A 17,594-nucleotide genomic window follows, 5' to 3' on the forward strand; every position below is an offset into this window, starting at 1 on the left:
TTTATAAGAATTACATAAAAATGTAAATGTATAAAACGATTTGGAAATGAACATGGCATATGAAAAAGCACTGAACAGAGTTCAGTGCGAAAAATTCATTTTTTATAAACTATTTTTTTGATTGTCTCAGCGGAAAGAAAATATTCCTCCGCCAATTGGGTGATGGTTTTACCGTTCTGAAAGGCGACTTTTATAGAATGGTTCCGATCATCCAGAGCTTTTCTTGCTCCAGAGCGGGAACCCCATTTTCGGTAGTCCTTTTCCGGTTTGGGGATATAAATAGCCTCACCCTGAACGTATTTTTGAATCTCTGCGATCAGATTCTCCGGTAAAACAGCATGTGCTTTTACATAACTCATTTCTGCCAGCTCCTTATTTATTTTGATAAATAAAAAATGAATAAGGTGCAAAGCCGATATCAGAAATGGTTTTAGCTGAATGGGCGATAATTTAGTCCATTACCGCCTCATGCAAAGTATCGCCACCAATATCAGGCTTTGCATGAGACGCTGCATTATCAGGCATTGCAGCTGCAATGGCCATTCCCATCACCTCCTAAAATGTATTTTTTCATATTATAAATTAAAATGATTGCTGATGTATATATCTGTTCAATTCGACAAATTTCGGGCGGTGCCTGTCACCACTTGATTCTTGCAGACTTTTCTGATAATATATTTTTCTGCCCACGCGTACGCTCATATGTATTTCTCCATTGCGGCTGAAAAATATTTGAAAGGAGAAACATATGTCATCTGATTTTGAACACCCCGATTTTCAAAAGGAAGTCCAGCGGCTTGAATTCACGAAACGTTATATTGATGTCGTGATTAAAACATCCGAATCAAGTAAAGACAAGTTTCAGGAAAATATGAAAGAAGCTTTCGAGGACATTGACTGGCTTGAATCCAGTTTAAGTTACTCTTCGCTCCTGACAAATGCCCGTTTTTTTGAAATGTCCAAAGATGAATTAATGCAGCTCAAAAAAGCCCGGAAAAAGCCTTACTTTGCCAGAATTGATTTCTTACGGCAGGATTTAAAAGAAGAAGAGATACTGTACATAGGCAAAACTTCATTGTATTCAAGGGAAAATCAGGAGCAGATTATAGTTGACTGGCGTTCTCCGATAGCCAATTTATACTATGAAGGCAGGCTGGGAGAAGTTCAATACCATTCCTATGAAGAAAGCTTTACGGGACATTTATCGTTGAAAAGGCAATATATGATTGAAGATGGGATTCTGGATGAAATACGGGATATTGACCTCACGACCACAGACGAATTGCTTCAGGAATCACTTTCAAAAAGCTCAAGCAACCGCCTTACTGAAATTATTTCAACCATACAGGAAGAACAGAACAAAATAATACGTGCTGATTTGAATAAGCCCATCATTGTTCAAGGGGCGGCAGGCAGCGGCAAGACAACCATTGCTTTGCATAGAATAAGTTATTTCATTTACCAGTACAAAGAAAATTTTGCCCCTGAACAGCTGATGATACTGGCGCCGAGCAGGCTTTTCATTGATTATATTTCTGAGGCGCTCCCTGAACTTGGGGTAGAGAGAGTCCGTCAGACAACTTACCCGGAATATGTCCTGGCATGTCTTGGCGAAAACCTGAAATTGGCGGAAGACAATAAATTAGTGAATCTGCTTGAAGACCAGGGCAGTGAGGAAGTAAAACTTGCAGCCTGGGCATCATCCATTAAAGGTTCACCGGTATTTCAAACCATCCTCACTAATTACCTCAGAGAAATATATAATAGCTTCTGCCCCAGTGATGATTTTATGGTAGATAAGTTCAGGCTTTTTGGCCGCAAGAAATTCTTCCAGCTTTTTTTAGAGGACTACAATTATCTCCCTCTTTACCGCAGGCTGGAAAAATTGAAGGCTGTGCTTCAAAACGATCTTGCAAAGAAAAAGAAAAATATCATTAAGAAAATCGAAACGTATTATGACGAAAGAATTGAAAGGGCCCTCTATAGAGGCAGGGACCCTGAGAAAAGAAGACAATATGTTTCAGATGCTCTTGATAAAAAAGCATCCAGACTGGAAGAACTAAAAAGAAGCTTCAGGACAGCTGTGCCTAAATACATGAAGCAATTCCCGAAAAAAAGCCTGGTCCGGTATTACAAAGACCTATTCGAAGATTCTGTACGTCTTTCAAGATTATCAGGCGGAAAATTGCCTGTTGACGATGCACATAAACTTTGTGAATATTGCCGGGAGCTGTTCAGAAAAAAAGTTTATGAGAGGGAAGACTTAGCTTTAATGCTTTATCTGCAGGAAAGCTTATTTGGCATTCCCAAAGAGCTGAAGGCGAAAAATATTGTCATTGATGAAGCCCAGGACTACAGCTTTATGGAGCTTCTCTCACTAAAAAAGTCACTTGATACAGATATGTTTACACTAGTGGGGGACCTTGCCCAGGGAATTCACTCCTACAGGGGGCTCATAAGCTGGCAGGAGGTCCTGGATTTTATTTTTCCCCGTGCAACATATACAGAGCTTCAGAAAAGCTATCGTACTACAGTGGAAATTATGGAAAAAGCAAATGAATTACTTAAACTTCTTCCTTACTCATTCCCCGAGGTGGAGCCGGTCGTCCGCCATGGCAGAAATCCTGAGTTTATCAGGAGGGAAGATGGAAGCGAACTGGTAAAACAGCTTGAGAAACAGGTCATTTCATTGAAAGAAGAAGAGTATAAAACATTTGCGGTGATCGGGAAAACGATGAAAGACTGTCAGCTCATTCACAGCCTTTTTGAAAAGCATGCCAGGCTCCCTTTTAAACTGCTGCAGGAACAGGAAAGCATACCGAAGGATGAAATCGTTATCGTGCCATCTTACTTGGCCAAGGGACTTGAATTTGATGCTGTTATGATTCTGTCCATGGAAGAGGAGTTTTCCAGAAATTCTGAACTGGACATTAAATTGCTTTATGTCGCCATGACACGGCCTCTTCACCGATTATATTTTTATGGATTGAAACAAGGCAATTTCATAGTAGTTTAAAACTTCAGCAGCTGATTTGTCAGCTGCTTATTCTTTTTTGAAAAATGATCCTGTCCTTTGTTTAGGACAAAATTTCACCGGGAAAATCATTTTTACATGAGAAAAACTGGTAAATAATGCGGAAATATAAAATCCCGGCATCTGCCGTTTATATAGATGGGCGATTGCATCTCTAAGGCAATCGCTTTTGTTTTGGAGTGTAAACAGTAGGTCCCCTTCTCCTGGAAATGATAAAATGAATTAAAACAAGGAAGGAGATGATTCCATCATATGAAGGATATCAGCGGCACTTTAACCTTAAATAATGGAGTTGAAATGCCTCAATTCGGGCTCGGAGTATATAAAGTCGAAAAGGGATTGCAGATTGAAAACACAGTAAAAGATGCCATTAACATAGGATACAGGCTGATTGATACTGCGGCTTTTTATGAAAATGAGGAGGGTGTTGGCAAGGCAATAAAAGAAAGCGGAGTGCCCAGAGAAGAGCTGTTCATTACGACAAAAGTATGGAATACGGATCAGGGATATGATCAGACCCTTAATACTTTTGATAATAGTTTGAAAAAGATGGGATTGGATTACATAGATTTATACCTTATCCATTGGCCGGTTAAGGAGAAATACCTCGAAACCTGGAAGGCGCTTGAAAAGCTTTATAAGGATGGCAAGGCAAGAGCCATAGGGGTGAGCAATTTTCAAATTCATCATTTAAAGGATATTCTGGAGAATTCTTCTGAAAAGCCTGCAGTCAATCAGGTTGAGCTGCATCCTCTTCTTTCTCAGAAAGAATTGAGGGCATTTTGCAGTGAACATAATATAAAAGTACAGGCCTGGTCTCCAATTGCCAGGGGAAGAGTGCTCGAGGACAGTGACATAAAAGAAATTGCTGAAAGGCACAACAAATCAGCAGCCCAGATTATTCTAAGATGGCATCTCCAAAACGGCATAATGGTCATTCCTAAATCTGTGAAAAAAGATAGACTAAGGGAAAATGCAGATATATTTGATTTTGAATTAACTGAAGATGAAATGAGACAAATGAATGCATTAAATAATAACCATCGCTTTGGAGCAGATCCGGACAACTTTGATTTCTAAAATCATATAGCAAAAAACATCCTAACGGGTGTTTTTTTATTTTATAAAATTTTTCCAGTAGAATAGTTTTTAAATTTTTGGTTTTAGATAATGAATCCTGGGTAATTTAATTGTACAAGCAGATAAGATCACCAAAAGCTGCGCAGCTGAATGAAATTCTTTATCTGATCAAAAGCTAAAATAAATTAAAACGAGGAGTGATTTTCAATGTTGAGCTTTTTATGGGCATTAATTATAGGTGGTATTATTGGTTGGTTAGCAGGTATGATTTTGGGAAGAGATATTCCAGGCGGAATTATCGGTAACATCATCGCTGGTTTCATTGGTGCATGGTTAGGGTCATTAATTCTTGGTGATTGGGGACCAGTCGTAGCTGACTTTGCTATTATTCCTGCTTTAATTGGTGCTATCGTGCTTGTATTCATCGTAGGCTTCATCATGAAGGCTATGCGTAAATCTCATGACTAATTGAATTAATCCAAAGAAGTCCCATTTGGGGCTTCTTTTTTTGCATCAATTCCTCTGCTTTTTAGCAGAAAACTAAAGCTGCCTTAAGATAGGGCAGCTCTAAGTTAAAAACGATATGGGTCAATTCCCTTGAAAATCCCAGGGACATCCAGGAAAGGCGCATGACAGACTATAGCCTCCTCTAAGAATGGGTGCGGAATCTCAAGCTTTACTGCGTGCAGTGCCTGCCGTGCAAAAACAGGTTTCCCGCCATATAATGTATCCCCCGCAAGAGAATGTCCAATATGGCTTAGATGAACACGGATCTGGTGTGTTCTGCCTGTATCCAAACGGCACTTAATAAGTGAAAGATTTTGTTTAGGATAGTACTCAATTAATTCATAGTTTGTTGAAGCAGGCTGACCGCCGGGGGATACCCTTCTCCTGGTTGGATGATGCCTGTCCCGCCCAATTGGTTCCCTTATGGTCCCTCTATTCTTTGACATTTTGCCATGGACTAAAGCTAAATATGTGCGCTTAATTCTTCTTTCTTCCAGCTCTTTATCCAGAATTGCACCAGCTAATGCATGTTTCGCAAATAAAATGGCTCCGGTTGTGTCACGATCCAGGCGATGTATATGTTTTATGCCTCTATACTCCCCCTGCATTTGTATATGAAAAGCTGCAGCGTTTGCGAGGGTATTCGTTTGATCCGGTAAGTTAGGATGCGTGTCCATACCGGCCGGTTTATTCAAAACAAGCATATGGTCATCTTCAAAAAGAACATCAATCTCATAATATGATGGGATAACGCCTGGATCTTCATCCTCGAAAAATTGAAATTTTAATTTATCTCCTGCATGCACAGGTTTTGTCCAATTGGCAGGTTCATCATTGGATAATACCTGTTTTTTCATTCTCATATTGTGTGTTTGTTTCTTTGGTGCTCCCCATAATGTCCTGACAATATATTCGATTGAATATCCCTCCCAGTGGGCAGGTACTTCTATTTCACACCATTCACCAAACCTTTGTAGTTTTACCATAAATTACTCCTTATCCTGATTGAATAATCTGACCTTTATTACATATAAATTAATGACAATAATATTTTAGCCTTTAAAGCCAGCTGATAAAAGGAATAGTGGTCCTCGAAAAATTATTGTAATATTTAAAATCACCTTTTTTTTTGCTGAAAAGGGGGTTATTATAGATCTTTAGAACTAATTATTTAGCATTATACCTGTGCCATCTATTTCCGGAGGAGGAATAAATACCAACAAATCCCTACTCCATGGGTATAATTACCACCCTAAAGGGCTTTTAGAATATGATATTCTTATGTATATATTACGAACTGATTACAAGGATTACAAAGGTGGGTTATCAGTGAAGGTTGTATTTGCATCAACTCCTGATCAGGAACTAAAAATTCAAGAATTAATAGGAAAATTCTATTCAAATGTGTTTCCTCTTTATTTCACAGACGATGATATAAGAGAATTTGAACAGCAGAAGATTTTACATACTTCTACCAGACACTTTGAATACTTTGGAACATTAAAGGAGGCTTATCAGGTTATAGCAGGGCTGCAGACGCTCATGGCTATCCTGGAATCCCGCCCAATCAGCGGCAAATATGAAACGATATTCTTCAAAAATGTTCAAATACTTCAAGAATTCGGCTTATCATTTCCGTTTGATTACAGTCATTTTTGCGGAGAGAGAATGCCCCGGAATGATTTATTCAGTGTTTATGCTAAAGCCGCAAATGAATTGCTTGTATGAAAAAACGCCTGCTGCAGCAGGCGTTTTTGGGTTATTTGGAATTCTCATTAAACCACTGTTCAAAAACTTCTTTTTCCTGTGAACCGGTAATTCTGTTAACCTCTTTGCCGTCCTTGAATTGAACGATTGTTGGAGTTTCCTTTATTCCGTAATTGTCCCAGCCGTCTTCAAATTCAAGCAGGTTGAATTGCACCAGATCAATTCCCATATCTTCTGTAAGCGGGGCCACCACTGGAGTAGTCTTTTGGCAATGAGGGCATGTCGGGCTATAAAAATAAACCGTTACATCTTCTTTTTCATCTAACTTTTTGTCCAATTCTTCGGGAAGGATCAGGTTTTGATAATTCGGGTCTCCAAGCTGTTTGACTGTTTCAGGATGAAGTGAATCCTTTTCATATGGATTTTTCTCAGACACTTTTTCTTCGTTTTGCATTTTAGTTAACATTCCAACTGCTGCAAATAATGCAACGATAATGGCAAGAAATATAATGACCTTTTTCATTATTCTGCTGCCTCCTTCGTTTTCTTCCAGACAAGATAACTGCAAATAAAAATAATAATAAAAGCTGTTAATGCTAAAAATGGAATTGTAACAAATCCCAGCCAATTAATATACTGCCCCGTACAGGGAACTCTCCCGCATGCTGCTGCATGATCAGCCATAAATGAAATCTTTTGAATTGAGTAGTGGTAGATGGAAATACCGGCTCCAACAGCAGATAACACCATTGTATATAAGCTGATGCGATAATCCTTTTTAACCACACCCAAGCCTAGTATGACAGCAAAGGGATACATGACAATCCTCTGATACCAGCAAAGCTCGCACGGTTCATATTGCCTGATTTCCGAAAAATAAAGGCTGCCGAACATAGCAAGAATCGAAGCTGCCCAGGCAATAAACAGCAAATTCTCCCGCCGGTCTGTTTGTGTTTTCTCCATAATAATCTCCTTATTAATATGTACTCTAAAATTATAAAGCTATTGGACATCCCTTGTAAATCAACATGTGCAGACAATCAGCAGAAATAGGGCTTTTGTGGCAAAGATATTAACGGGTTATAAATAAAAAGAAGACATTTAACACCTTTATAGAAATATATACAAAGGAAAAGAAGCAAGATAATTAAGAGGGAATTTACTTAAGAAGTTACGAATGCTGCAAAAAAGGGAATAGAAATCTGTACATCTCTGGAGAGGCTGATCTTTGTAACAGCCCCCAGGAGATTTATTACGAGAGAAAGCAAGTATAAAATCTTAACTTTGAAAACTGTCTAGCGCAAGCAGCCTGCCCCCTCGAGGTGTCGGGGGTGGGCAAGGCGCTTCCGCTTTTCTGACAAAAGGAGTGCACCACCATTGACAAAGCTTGATTTAACGAAGTTTGAGAAGAAAATGATTATCAGAAATACCCGGCATTCAGATATAGATCATATCATTGCCCTTCAGGAGTTATGTTTTCCCGGCATGGTTCCCTGGAAGAAGGATCAGCTTGAAAGCCATCTGGAAATTTTCCCTGAAGGCCAGTTTGTTGCAGAATATGACGGGGAAATCATTGGATCCTGTTCAAGCCTTATTATAAATTTTGATGAGTATGATGACCGTCATTCCTGGGATGATGTGACAGACAAAGGATACATAACGAACCATAATCCGGAAGGCTATAACCTTTATGGAATAGAAGTAATGGTTCATCCTGATTACCGCAGAATGAAAATCGGCCATCGCCTGTATGAAGAAAGGAAGGAGCTTGTCAGGTCTTTAAATTTAAAAAGCATCATCATAGGCGGACGAATTCCAAACTATCATAAATACTCCAATGAAATGAACCCGCGAGAATATGTTAACGAGGTGTCGCTTCATAAAATCTATGACCCGGTTTTATCCTTTCAGCTCCTGAATGGATTTACCCTGATGAGGATTAATCCCAACTATTTGCCTGACGATGTGCAGTCAAATAAATATGCCACCCTGATGGAATGGAATAATGTCGACTACAGACCAATGAGCAAACGCTTTTATAAAACGAGCTACCCGGTACGTATATGCGTGGTTCAATATTTAATGCGGCAGATAAAATCCTTCGATGAGTTTGCTCATCAGGTGGAATATTTTACAGATGTAGCTTCTGACTCAGGGTCCGACTTTGCGGTTTTCCCCGAGTTATTTACTACCCAGCTGATGTCCTTTTTGGAAGAACGTTCACCAAGCCTAGCGGTCAGAAAGCTGACAGAATACACTGAGCAATACATCGAGTTATTTACGGATTTGGCAGTCAGGTATAATATCAATATTATTGGCGGCTCTCATTTTGTTAAAGAAGATGATGACGAGATATATAATATTGCTTACCTTTTCCGCCGGGATGGAACGATTGAAAAGCAGTATAAGCTCCATATTACGCCAAATGAGCGCAAATGGTGGGGAATCAGCCGCGGAGATGAAGTAAAGGTATTTGATACGGACTGCGGAAAAATAGCCATTCAAATCTGCTATGACATCGAATTTCCTGAGCTGGCGAGAATTGCGACTGATAAAGGGGCAAAAATAATATTTACCCCTTTCTGTACCGAAGATCGTCAGGGATATTTAAGGGTACGCTATTGTGCTCAGGCGCGCGCTGTTGAAAATCAAATATACACGGTTATTTCAGGTACGGTCGGCAATCTTCCGCAAACAGAGAATATGGATATTCAGTATGCACAATCTGCGATTTTTGCCCCATCCGATTTTGAGTTTGCAAGGGATGGCATAGTGGGGGAAACAAATCCGAATATCGAAATGGTCATGATAGGTGATGTTGATCTGGAAATCCTCCGCCGCCAGAGGCAGGATGGCACAGTACGCCAGCTAAAAGACCGCCGGCATGATATTTACAGCATTAAATATAAGAAGTAATATATAGTTGCAGCTTGAGCGCCTTTCACCTGGCGCTCAAATGCTTTTTCATGGAAGAATACATAATCTCAGGGTGGAATTTTGTCAAAATAACTCGGATATTATTAAAAGGAATATCCATCTGAAACTCGAAAAGGATATGCAGAAGCTTTTTTTAGGAGGTTATACAATGGAATGGAAAACAGCAGCAGAACGATGGATAAACCATGAGGATCTGGACAATGAATTATTAGAACAGCTAAAAGGTCTGCAGGGAAATGAAAAGCTCCTTGAAGAAGCATTTTATAAGGGACTGGAATTCGGAACAGGAGGCATGCGCGGGGAAATTGGCCCGGGAACAAACCGCATGAATATCTATACTGTCCGGAAGGCATCTGCAGGATTAGCGGCATACATAGAGGAAAAAGGATTGGAAGCAAAAAATAGGGGAGTGGCTATTGCTTATGATTCACGCCGGATGTCTCCGGAATTTGCAATGGAAGCGGCTAAAACACTTGCCAGCAGGGGCATACAGACGTATGTATTTGACGAGCTTCGTCCAACTCCCGAACTTTCATTCGCAGTCCGGTACCTGCATGCGTATGCAGGTATAGTCATTACAGCCAGCCATAATCCTCCGGAATACAATGGTTATAAGGTGTATGGATCGGATGGGGCTCAGCTGACTCCCTCGGAAGCTGACATTGTTATAAGCAAAGTAAATGAATTAGAAAACGAGTTGCTGATAGAAGTACTGGATGAAGATGTATTAAAGGAAAAAGGGCTCATCACCATGATCGGCAAAACAGTTGATCAGGTCTATCAGAAGCAGCTCCTTACCATTTCCGAAAATCCCGGTGCTGCGAACGAAGCGGATGTGCGTGTAGTATTTACGCCTCTTCACGGTACGGCCAACAAGCCTGTCAGAGAGGCTTTGTCAGCGCTGGGTTATGTAAATGTGCATGTGGTAAAGGAACAGGAGCTCCCGGATCCTGAGTTCTCAACAGTAAAGAGCCCTAATCCAGAGGAAAAAGATGCTTTTGAGCTGGCAATGAGAGATGGAAGAGAAACCAATGCAGATTTATTAATTGCTACAGACCCGGACGCCGATCGGCTTGGAATCGCTGCGAAGAACAAAGAAGGTGAGTATGTTCTTTTGACAGGGAATCAGACAGGGGCGTTGCTGCTTCACTACATACTTTCTCAGAAAAAAGAAAAGAATACATTGCCTGACAATGGCATCATGCTAAAAACGATCGTTACATCTGAATTTGGCCGCAGGGTTGCCTCTTCTTTTGGAGTAGAAACCATTGATGTTTTAACTGGCTTCAAATTCATTGCAGAAAAAATCAAGGAATATGAAGAGTCGGGTGAATACAGCTTCCTGTTCGGATATGAGGAAAGCTATGGATATCTTATCGGCGACTTTGCAAGGGACAAGGACGCTATCCAGGCAGCCCTGCTTGCGACAGAAATGGCTGCTTATTATAAAAAGAAAGGCATGTCCCTATATGAAGCATTGCTCAGCTTATTTGATGAGTTTGGCTATTTCCTTGAAGGATTAAATTCAATGACACTCAAAGGAATTGAAGGAGCTGAAAAAATCCAGCAGACACTGGCATCTTTCCGTGCTGATCCGATAAAGGAACTTGAAGGCATGAAAGTTCAGGCTGTAGAAGATTACTTAACAGGAATCAGAACGGAAGCAGATGGAACAGAGGAGAATATCGGCCTGCCAAAGTCCAATGTTATTAAGTATTTCTTCGAAGAAGGTAACTGGATCTGCCTAAGGCCATCAGGTACAGAACCGAAAATTAAATTTTACTTTGGAATCAATGACTCTTCATTAGCCGGCAGCAAGGAGAAACTGGAATCCGTTCAAAAAGCATTTATGGGCATCGTCGAAGAAAGAATGGGTATTTCACTATCAAAATAAATTTCACACCCATAAGTGTCAACAGAAAGGAAGATTCGATGTTAAAGGGACAAACGGCAATTGTAACAGGTGCATCCAGAGGGATCGGCAAGGAAATCGCTGTTAAGCTGGCTCAGCAGGGCATGAAGCTAACCCTGATTGGAAGTTCAGAGGAAATACATCAATCTGCAGAAGACCTCAATAAAATGGGATTTTCAGATGTAATGCCCATTCAGGCGGATATCTCAAATGAAGCACAAGTAAAGGCAGCAGTTGAAAAAACTCTTCAGACATACGGGCAGCTTGACCTTCTTGTGAACAATGCAGGTATGGGCTTTTTTAAACAGGTTGATGAAACGACACTGGAAGAGTGGAAAAAAGTCTTTGAAGTCAATGTGCAGGGAGTTTTTCTCGGAAGCAGGGCAGTACTGCCGCATATGAAAGAGCGGAAATCAGGTACAATCATTACCATTTCTTCAGATGTAGCCAGGTATACTATCCCGAATGGATCAGCCTATACGGCAACAAAATATGCAGTTCAAGGCTTCTCGGGATCTTTAGCTCAGGAAGTCAGAGAATACGGTATCCGCGTCGGAACGATAAATCCTGGAATGGTTGATACGTTCTTTGCAGAATCCAAGCAGGGACTCGAAGAGAAAAAAGATTGGCTGAAAGTCGAAGATATCGCAAATGCTGTTGTTTACATGGCATCAGCACCGAAACACATGATAATAGACGAAATCGTTCTTCATCCATTTGTTCAAAATTATCCAATAGCATAGAAAATCTGCACCGAAGAGAATTGCTCTTCGGTGTTTTTAATGATGGGCTTCTTGGGTCTACATCTTTAGTCGCAGGCTGCTTCCTCCCAAATGCCAAGGAAGTAAGGGAAAATAAGTTATATAATAATAAGTACATATATGACAAGGACCAAGGGGGATTTGGGTGTTGGGGAAAAAAAGACAATCAGAAATCGGAATATTAAAAGAAATAGCAGAGCTATTGAATGAGGGAACAGAAATAGATTCGCTTCTTAAAGAGGTGCTGCAAAAATTGCTTCACATCACGGGTCTGGAAACGGGCTGGGTATTTTTGATCGACAGCCAGGGGGACTTCCGCCTGGCAGCAGAAGAGAAACTGCCCCCTGCCCTTTCCGCGGATAACTGCAGGCCGATGTGCAAGGGAGATTGCTGGTGTATTGACCGCTATAATGACGGCAGATTAAACAAAGCTTCAAATATAATTGAATGCAAAAGAATAGAAGATGCGATTGCAGAGCAAAGAAAGGAAACCAACGGGCTAACCCATCATGCCTCCGTACCGCTGAGAGCGGGAGAGGAAAAGTTTGGTGTTCTTAATATTGGCTCACCTGCTAAAACCCATTTTTCACCGGAAGAATTGGCTTTGCTGGAATCTGTTGCTTTCCAAATCGGAACGGCTATAAAACGGATCAAGCTGACACAGCTCGAACATGAGACGGCACTTGCTGCGGAAAGAAACCGGCTGGCAAGGGACCTGCATGATTCTGTCAACCAGCTTTTGTTCTCTTTAAGCTTGACGGCGAGAGGAGGAGCGGAAATGACTGATAACACGGAAATGAAAGAAACCTTTTCCTACATGCAGGATCTCGCACAGGAAGCCTTAAGCGAGATGAGAGCGCTTATCTGGCAGCTCAAACCGCGCGGACTGGAAAATGGAATTATATGTGCTATGCAGACTTACAGTCAAATGCTTGGCCTAAAGCTAAACTCAAAAGTTAAGGGTGTAATCTGCCTTCCGGGAAAAATTGAAGAAACACTTTGGAGAATTGGCCAGGAAGCTCTGGCTAATTGCAAGAAACACTCCGGTGAATCAACAGCTGATGTAGTACTGACTGTGGATGAAAGAACAGTTACCATGGTGATTTCCGATTGCGGCAGAGGGTTTCACTACCGTGAAAACGATATCCCTTCTCTCGGCCTCAAAAGCATGAAGAAAAGGACGGAAGCACTGAATGGTTTATTCAAATTAATAACAGAGCCAAATAAAGGAACGAATATTGAAGTTGTCATTCCTTTGGAAAAGGGAGGGAAATAAATGGCCATCAAGGTTTTAATAGCGGATGATCATCATGTTGTTAGAAGGGGACTTGTATTTTTTCTTAAAACTCAGCCGGAAATCGAAATTATCGGGGAGGCAAAAAACGGCCTTGAAGCTGTTGAGATGATGCAAACACACCAGCCTGATGTTGTATTAATGGACCTGGATATGCCTGTAATGAATGGGATTGAAGCCACAAGGCAGATTAAACTGAATTATCCTGATGTAAAAATCATGATACTCACAAGTTTTTCAGACCAGGATCATGTAATACCCGCCATTGAGGCAGGAGCATCAGGATATCAGCTGAAGGATATTGAGCCGGATATTCTTGTTCAGGCAATAACCCAGCTGATGAAAGGGGAGCATCAGCTTCATCCAAAAGCCACCTCCCATTTGCTTACACATTTAACGAATAAAAACAATACGGAAAGACAGCCGCTTGAAGAGCTGACAAAGAGAGAGCTCGAGGTACTGAGAGAGATCGCAAAAGGAAAAAGCAATAAAGAAATAGCTTCATCTCTTTTTATCACAGAAAAGACAGTCAAAACCCATGTTTCCAACCTGCTTTCCAAGTTAGAGCTCGCAGACAGGACACAGGCAGCACTTTATGCCGTGCGTCATGGGATTGCCGAGACAAAATAAAAACTCATCCAAAAGTCTGAGGAAATATTTACTGAATTAGTACTAAAACAAGCTTTATAAAACTCAGCCATCCTGACGATGTGTAAAAGCGCATGTTTCTATATACTAAATAATATAGGATCTTAAAGGAGAGTTTATAATGAAGCTTACAATTATTAATGGAAGTCCGCGAATGAAGGGACGCACGGGAATAGCCTCCCGTTATATTGCAAGAAAATATAATGCTGAACTGATCGACTTAAGCCTTGGAGAAATTCCTTTATACAATGGAACAGAAGAACAATATGGGCTGCCTGCTGTTAAAAAACTGCGCCAGCAGATTGCTGACTCTGATGGAGTTATTCTGGCATCCCCTGAGTACCACAGTGCCATGAGCGGAGCATTAAAGAATGTGCTGGAATTCCTGGGGAGTGAGCAATTTGCCCATAAGCCAGTCGGCCTGCTGGTTGTGGCAGGTGGCGGAAAAGGCGGCATCAATGCACTGAATAATTTAAGAATTGCCGGCAGAGGCGTATATGCCAATGTTATACCTAAACAGCTTGTTCTGGACCCGCATTGTTTTGATTATGAAAATGATGGCCTTTTTGAGGAACCAGCCAAACTGGTAGAGGGTTTAATGAAGGAACTTCAGGTATATATGAAGGCATATGGTCAAATTAAGCAGGAATTAAAACAATAAAAAACAAAAACACGGACCAAAAAAATCCGTGTTTTATTATTGGTGGAATTCTTTTGTCAGGTTAGTTCATAAAATACAGTGTTTGGCAGCTGATTTTCCGATAATTCATTGGCGTGGTCAATATATCTAAGCAGTGAGTATAAATGTTTCTCAATGACAGAATAGTCTTTTTCGAAATTGTAGGCATGAAGAAAATGTTCGATTTTCTTCGAAAGAAATTGGTCTTCTGTCCTGACCATCAGGATCAGCAGGTTATCCCATTCAGACCGGTGTGTATAATATAACGCACGGTCATAATCCACTTTATTCATTTGTCCTCTCCTCCTCTTCCAGGAGTTGATTATAGTTTATGATGATGCGGCATTTTATTTCAAAGTAAATCTTGGACTTGTTGATATACATGGGTTTTCATCATTTACCTGTATATATTGGCCACATTCATTTATAGGAAATTCGGTTACATAAAATCAAAGCCTGGGTCAAAAATATAAGTAACGACATATGCTTTGGAGGGAAAAATGAAAAAGTATTTATCCATCTTTATGCTGATTTGTTTATTAGCCGGGGGAGGTTCATTGGCAGGAGCTGTACAGAAACCGGATTATGAAAAGTATGGGAGAATCGCCATTGCAGTTGTAAAAGAAGACTACCCTGGGGAAGAAGTAGTGGATTATCAGTATGGAGGAAGAAAGAAAGTTACTGAAACAGATGTAACAGACACCTTCACTTTTACCGTAAAAGAAGATGGGAATCCGGTAACCGTATTGGTGATGGTCACGCATAACCTCAAGGATAACAAAGCGGTTAGCCTATCTGTAGAGAGAAAAACTCAGTAAGCTCCTTCGGGGGCTTTTTTCATTTCCTTATTCAAAATAATGATAAAAACAAATCTTTCTGATAATCTTGGAATATGAATAAAACTGTCAAATTGGGGAGTGAGTTTTTTGAAGGAATCAATTCTTGTTGCGGAGGATGAAGCTAAAATTGCCAGGCTTCTGGAAATTGAGCTTGAATTCGAGGGCTATCGAGTAACAAAGGCAATGGATGGTTTTCAGGCAATGGAGTTATACAGGACTGGAAGCTGGGACCTAATCATCCTGGATATCATGCTTCCAGGATTTAGCGGAATTGAAATTCTGCGAAGAATTCGCAGCAAGGATAAACAGACCCCCATTTTGCTGCTGACGGCAAAAAGCTCAGTGGAAGATAAAGTATCTGGTTTAGATCTGGGGGCGAACGATTACATAACAAAACCTTTTCAGATTGAGGAACTGCTTGCGAGGATTCGGGCGGCACTAAGGGTTAAAACAGCAGCTGCAGAAAAAACTCCGGCTATTGACTGTCTTGAAGTGTCAGATTTAAAGCTCAATGAGAAAACAAGGGAAGTCAGCAGGGGAGATCAATCCATAGAACTGACGCCCAGAGAATTTGATTTACTGGTTTATTTAATGACAAATAAAAAACAGGTCCTAAACAGGGAACAGATTTTGGAGGCTGTCTGGGGATATGACTTTTTGGGGGACACAAATGTTGTTGATGTCTACATCAGGTATTTGCGCAAAAAAATAGACTTGCCTGAGATGCCTTCTCTTATTCACACTATCCGCGGAGTAGGGTATGTATTAAAGGAGACGAAATGAATCTTAGGAAGAAAATTTATTTGTATACAACCGTTCTTTTTGCAGTCCTTCTGCTTATAATGAATTTCGCTGTTTATGCTGTTTTCAGCAAATTGGTATATGAAAATGAGCGGGCTGCTATATCGAATGAAATGGCAAATATGATAAAGATTACCCAAAGATCCATCGGGAATGTTCCGGAAACTGAACTGCTTAGGGCCTTTGTTCCTTCAAATGGAATGGTAAGACTTGTTCAGCCAGATAAAAAGGCAGTAACCTCCACATCCCCGGACGAAAAGGGGCTCAGTGAAATCCCTGCAGAGTACATCAGCAGTGAATTAATAAAAACAATGGAACGTGATAATAGGGTCTATATGTTTGCATCTGCACCTGTGATTCTGCCGGATGGTGAAATAGGAAGTTTTCAGCTGACCAGAAGCATGGAAAGTGCGGAAAAAATATTAAAGACTCTTCGCTTCGTTCTGGGGATTGGCACAGTCGTGGCAATGATTCCGGTTTTGATTTCCAGTGCGATCCTTAGCAAGTTTATTACAAGGCCTGTAGCGACTATGACAGCCACAATGAAAGAAATTAGAAAAAGCGGACAATTCAAGCGTCTTAAGCTGGAAGGGAAGTCTCATGATGAGCTGCAGCAAATGGGTGAAACCTTCAACCATATGATAGATCTTCTTGAATCCAATTATGAGAAGCAAAAACTTTTTATTTCAAATGCTTCCCATGAATTAAAAACTCCATTAACTGTTATAGAAAGTTATTCCAGCCTGCTTAAGAGAAGGGGGCTGAAAAAACCTGAATTATTTAATGAATCCATAGAAGCCATTCACTCAGAGGCGTTAAGAATGAAGGAGATGACAGAACAGCTTCTTTTGCTTGCACGGCATGATGACCACTGGATGATTGATTTGAAAATGGTGGAACTAAACAGTTTTTTAACCCAAGTCACTCGGACATATGAAGATGCTTTTAATAGGACTGTGCATTTGGATTCGGATTTGTCTGAAAATACACTTATTCAAACTGATGAAAATAAATTAAAGCAGCTCCTGTTTATATTTCTGGATAATGCCAGGAAATACAGTGATGATGTCATAAAGGTTACTGCTGGAGCAGAGAAACAAGAAGTCTATATCCGGATTGAAGATCGCGGCATGGGTATACCTATGAAGGATCTGCCAAGAGTATTTGATCGTTTTTACCGGGTTGATGAGGCTAGAAATAGAAAAACAGGGGGATCAGGACTGGGACTGTCCCTTGCCAAAGAAATAGCAGATGCGCTAGGAGTTGAAATAAGGCTCGAAAGTACTGAAGGAGTAGGAACTGCAGCATTCGTCATATTCAAAGTGACATAACCATTCTCATCTATTTCTCATCTTATTAATAGATAATGGAGAAATAAGCTAAGTGGGAGGTGTA

At 40.5% G+C, this 17,594-nt stretch carries 18 protein-coding genes; 13 read left to right on the plus strand and 5 right to left on the minus strand.

Annotated features, from left to right (window positions below):
- Positions 1–95: 95 nt before the first annotated feature.
- The gene (locus NAF01_RS06155) at positions 96–359 is read right to left on the minus strand and encodes a CD3324 family protein (protein WP_197207806.1); all 264 of its coding nucleotides are present in this window, start codon (positions 357–359) and stop codon (positions 96–98) included.
- Between the two features lie 389 nt (positions 360–748).
- Between NAF01_RS06155 and helD the strand changes: the two genes are divergently transcribed.
- The 3 genes from helD (at position 749) to NAF01_RS06170 (ending at position 4,582) form a co-directional block, all read left to right on the plus strand.
- On the plus strand, positions 749–3,016 hold the full coding sequence (helD, locus tag NAF01_RS06160) for an RNA polymerase recycling motor HelD (RefSeq protein WP_250801958.1): 2,268 nt from the start codon (positions 749–751) through the stop codon (positions 3,014–3,016).
- A 270-nt stretch (positions 3,017–3,286) separates the two neighbouring features.
- Positions 3,287–4,114, plus strand: a complete 828-nt coding sequence (locus NAF01_RS06165) for an aldo/keto reductase (RefSeq protein ID WP_250801959.1) — start codon at positions 3,287–3,289, stop codon at positions 4,112–4,114.
- A gap of 207 nt (positions 4,115–4,321) precedes the next feature.
- Entirely contained in the window at positions 4,322–4,582 is a 261-nt protein-coding gene (locus NAF01_RS06170) for a GlsB/YeaQ/YmgE family stress response membrane protein (RefSeq protein ID WP_035326710.1), read from the plus strand.
- A gap of 104 nt (positions 4,583–4,686) precedes the next feature.
- Here NAF01_RS06170 and NAF01_RS06175 read toward each other — a convergent pair whose 3' ends face one another.
- Entirely contained in the window at positions 4,687–5,607 is a 921-nt protein-coding gene (locus NAF01_RS06175) for an RluA family pseudouridine synthase (protein ID WP_250801960.1), read from the minus strand.
- Between the two features lie 343 nt (positions 5,608–5,950).
- Here NAF01_RS06175 and NAF01_RS06180 point away from each other — a divergent pair, with 343 nt between their 5' ends.
- On the plus strand, positions 5,951–6,349 hold the full coding sequence (locus NAF01_RS06180) for a YhcU family protein (protein WP_048011214.1): 399 nt from the start codon (positions 5,951–5,953) through the stop codon (positions 6,347–6,349).
- A gap of 31 nt (positions 6,350–6,380) precedes the next feature.
- On the opposite strand, the gene NAF01_RS06185 is transcribed toward NAF01_RS06180, so the two are convergent.
- Both NAF01_RS06185 and NAF01_RS06190 read right to left on the minus strand, forming a co-directional pair.
- A complete protein-coding gene (locus NAF01_RS06185) occupies positions 6,381–6,851 on the minus strand; it encodes a thioredoxin family protein (protein WP_048011213.1) in 471 nt (156 codons plus the stop codon).
- Entirely contained in the window at positions 6,851–7,291 is a 441-nt protein-coding gene (locus tag NAF01_RS06190) for a disulfide oxidoreductase (protein ID WP_197245322.1), read from the minus strand. Before NAF01_RS06190 ends, NAF01_RS06185 begins: the two co-directional genes overlap by 1 nt.
- Before the next feature lie 450 nt (positions 7,292–7,741).
- On the opposite strand from NAF01_RS06190, the gene NAF01_RS06195 reads away from it, so the two are divergent.
- From NAF01_RS06195 to NAF01_RS06220, 6 genes are all read left to right on the plus strand, one after another.
- Positions 7,742–9,244 (plus strand): bifunctional GNAT family N-acetyltransferase/carbon-nitrogen hydrolase family protein, encoded by a 1,503-nt coding sequence (locus tag NAF01_RS06195; RefSeq protein ID WP_250802428.1) that lies wholly within the window; start codon positions 7,742–7,744, stop codon positions 9,242–9,244.
- Positions 9,245–9,413: 169 nt separating this feature from the next.
- Positions 9,414–11,159, plus strand: a complete 1,746-nt coding sequence (locus tag NAF01_RS06200; protein ID WP_250801961.1) for a phospho-sugar mutase — start codon at positions 9,414–9,416, stop codon at positions 11,157–11,159.
- Positions 11,160–11,197: 38 nt separating this feature from the next.
- Complete coding sequence (locus NAF01_RS06205) at positions 11,198–11,920, plus strand: SDR family oxidoreductase (protein WP_250801962.1); 723 nt, start codon at positions 11,198–11,200, stop codon at positions 11,918–11,920.
- 163 nt (positions 11,921–12,083) lie between these two features.
- The gene (locus NAF01_RS06210) at positions 12,084–13,214 is read left to right on the plus strand and encodes a GAF domain-containing sensor histidine kinase (protein WP_250801963.1); all 1,131 of its coding nucleotides are present in this window, start codon (positions 12,084–12,086) and stop codon (positions 13,212–13,214) included.
- On the plus strand, positions 13,215–13,862 hold the full coding sequence (locus NAF01_RS06215; protein ID WP_048011886.1) for a response regulator: 648 nt from the start codon (positions 13,215–13,217) through the stop codon (positions 13,860–13,862).
- Between the two features lie 139 nt (positions 13,863–14,001).
- Positions 14,002–14,541: an NADPH-dependent FMN reductase gene (locus NAF01_RS06220; protein WP_250801964.1), complete on the plus strand. Its 540-nt coding sequence runs from the start codon at positions 14,002–14,004 to the stop codon at positions 14,539–14,541.
- A gap of 56 nt (positions 14,542–14,597) precedes the next feature.
- On the opposite strand, the gene NAF01_RS06225 is transcribed toward NAF01_RS06220, so the two are convergent.
- Positions 14,598–14,852, minus strand: coding sequence for a YhdB family protein (locus tag NAF01_RS06225; protein ID WP_250801965.1), 255 nt, complete (start codon positions 14,850–14,852; stop codon positions 14,598–14,600).
- Between the two features lie 207 nt (positions 14,853–15,059).
- Between NAF01_RS06225 and NAF01_RS06230 the strand changes: the two genes are divergently transcribed.
- The 3 genes from NAF01_RS06230 (at position 15,060) to NAF01_RS06240 (ending at position 17,530) form a co-directional block, all read left to right on the plus strand.
- Positions 15,060–15,377, plus strand: a complete 318-nt coding sequence (locus NAF01_RS06230) for a DUF3889 domain-containing protein (protein WP_048011888.1) — start codon at positions 15,060–15,062, stop codon at positions 15,375–15,377.
- Positions 15,378–15,485: 108 nt separating this feature from the next.
- Positions 15,486–16,181 (plus strand): response regulator transcription factor, encoded by a 696-nt coding sequence (locus tag NAF01_RS06235; RefSeq protein ID WP_197245332.1) that lies wholly within the window; start codon positions 15,486–15,488, stop codon positions 16,179–16,181.
- Positions 16,178–17,530, plus strand: coding sequence for a HAMP domain-containing sensor histidine kinase (locus NAF01_RS06240; protein ID WP_250801966.1), 1,353 nt, complete (start codon positions 16,178–16,180; stop codon positions 17,528–17,530). The genes NAF01_RS06235 and NAF01_RS06240 overlap by 4 nt, the downstream gene beginning before the upstream one ends.
- The last annotated feature ends 64 nt before the right edge of the window (positions 17,531–17,594 follow it).

Source organism: Cytobacillus firmus, assembly GCF_023657595.1.
Lineage (GTDB): Bacteria > Bacillota > Bacilli > Bacillales > Cytobacillaceae > Cytobacillus > Cytobacillus firmus_B.

What these genes read in the sequence shown, in the direction of transcription:
- NAF01_RS06155 (WP_197207806.1), bottom strand. Translation starts at nt 359, where the DNA reads ATGAGTTATGTAAAAGCACATGCTGTTTTACCGGAGAATCTGATCGCA.
- helD (WP_250801958.1), top strand. Translation starts at nt 749, where the DNA reads ATGTCATCTGATTTTGAACACCCCGATTTTCAAAAGGAAGTCCAGCGG.
- NAF01_RS06165 (WP_250801959.1), top strand. Translation starts at nt 3,287, where the DNA reads ATGAAGGATATCAGCGGCACTTTAACCTTAAATAATGGAGTTGAAATG.
- NAF01_RS06170 (WP_035326710.1), top strand. Translation starts at nt 4,322, where the DNA reads ATGTTGAGCTTTTTATGGGCATTAATTATAGGTGGTATTATTGGTTGG.
- NAF01_RS06175 (WP_250801960.1), bottom strand. Translation starts at nt 5,607, where the DNA reads ATGGTAAAACTACAAAGGTTTGGTGAATGGTGTGAAATAGAAGTACCT.
- NAF01_RS06185 (WP_048011213.1), bottom strand. Translation starts at nt 6,851, where the DNA reads ATGAAAAAGGTCATTATATTTCTTGCCATTATCGTTGCATTATTTGCA.
- NAF01_RS06190 (WP_197245322.1), bottom strand. Translation starts at nt 7,291, where the DNA reads ATGGAGAAAACACAAACAGACCGGCGGGAGAATTTGCTGTTTATTGCC.
- NAF01_RS06195 (WP_250802428.1), top strand. Translation starts at nt 7,742, where the DNA reads ATGATTATCAGAAATACCCGGCATTCAGATATAGATCATATCATTGCC.
- NAF01_RS06200 (WP_250801961.1), top strand. Translation starts at nt 9,414, where the DNA reads ATGGAATGGAAAACAGCAGCAGAACGATGGATAAACCATGAGGATCTG.
- NAF01_RS06205 (WP_250801962.1), top strand. Translation starts at nt 11,198, where the DNA reads ATGTTAAAGGGACAAACGGCAATTGTAACAGGTGCATCCAGAGGGATC.
- NAF01_RS06215 (WP_048011886.1), top strand. Translation starts at nt 13,215, where the DNA reads ATGGCCATCAAGGTTTTAATAGCGGATGATCATCATGTTGTTAGAAGG.
- NAF01_RS06220 (WP_250801964.1), top strand. Translation starts at nt 14,002, where the DNA reads ATGAAGCTTACAATTATTAATGGAAGTCCGCGAATGAAGGGACGCACG.
- NAF01_RS06225 (WP_250801965.1), bottom strand. Translation starts at nt 14,852, where the DNA reads ATGAATAAAGTGGATTATGACCGTGCGTTATATTATACACACCGGTCT.
- NAF01_RS06230 (WP_048011888.1), top strand. Translation starts at nt 15,060, where the DNA reads ATGAAAAAGTATTTATCCATCTTTATGCTGATTTGTTTATTAGCCGGG.
- NAF01_RS06240 (WP_250801966.1), top strand. Translation starts at nt 16,178, where the DNA reads ATGAATCTTAGGAAGAAAATTTATTTGTATACAACCGTTCTTTTTGCA.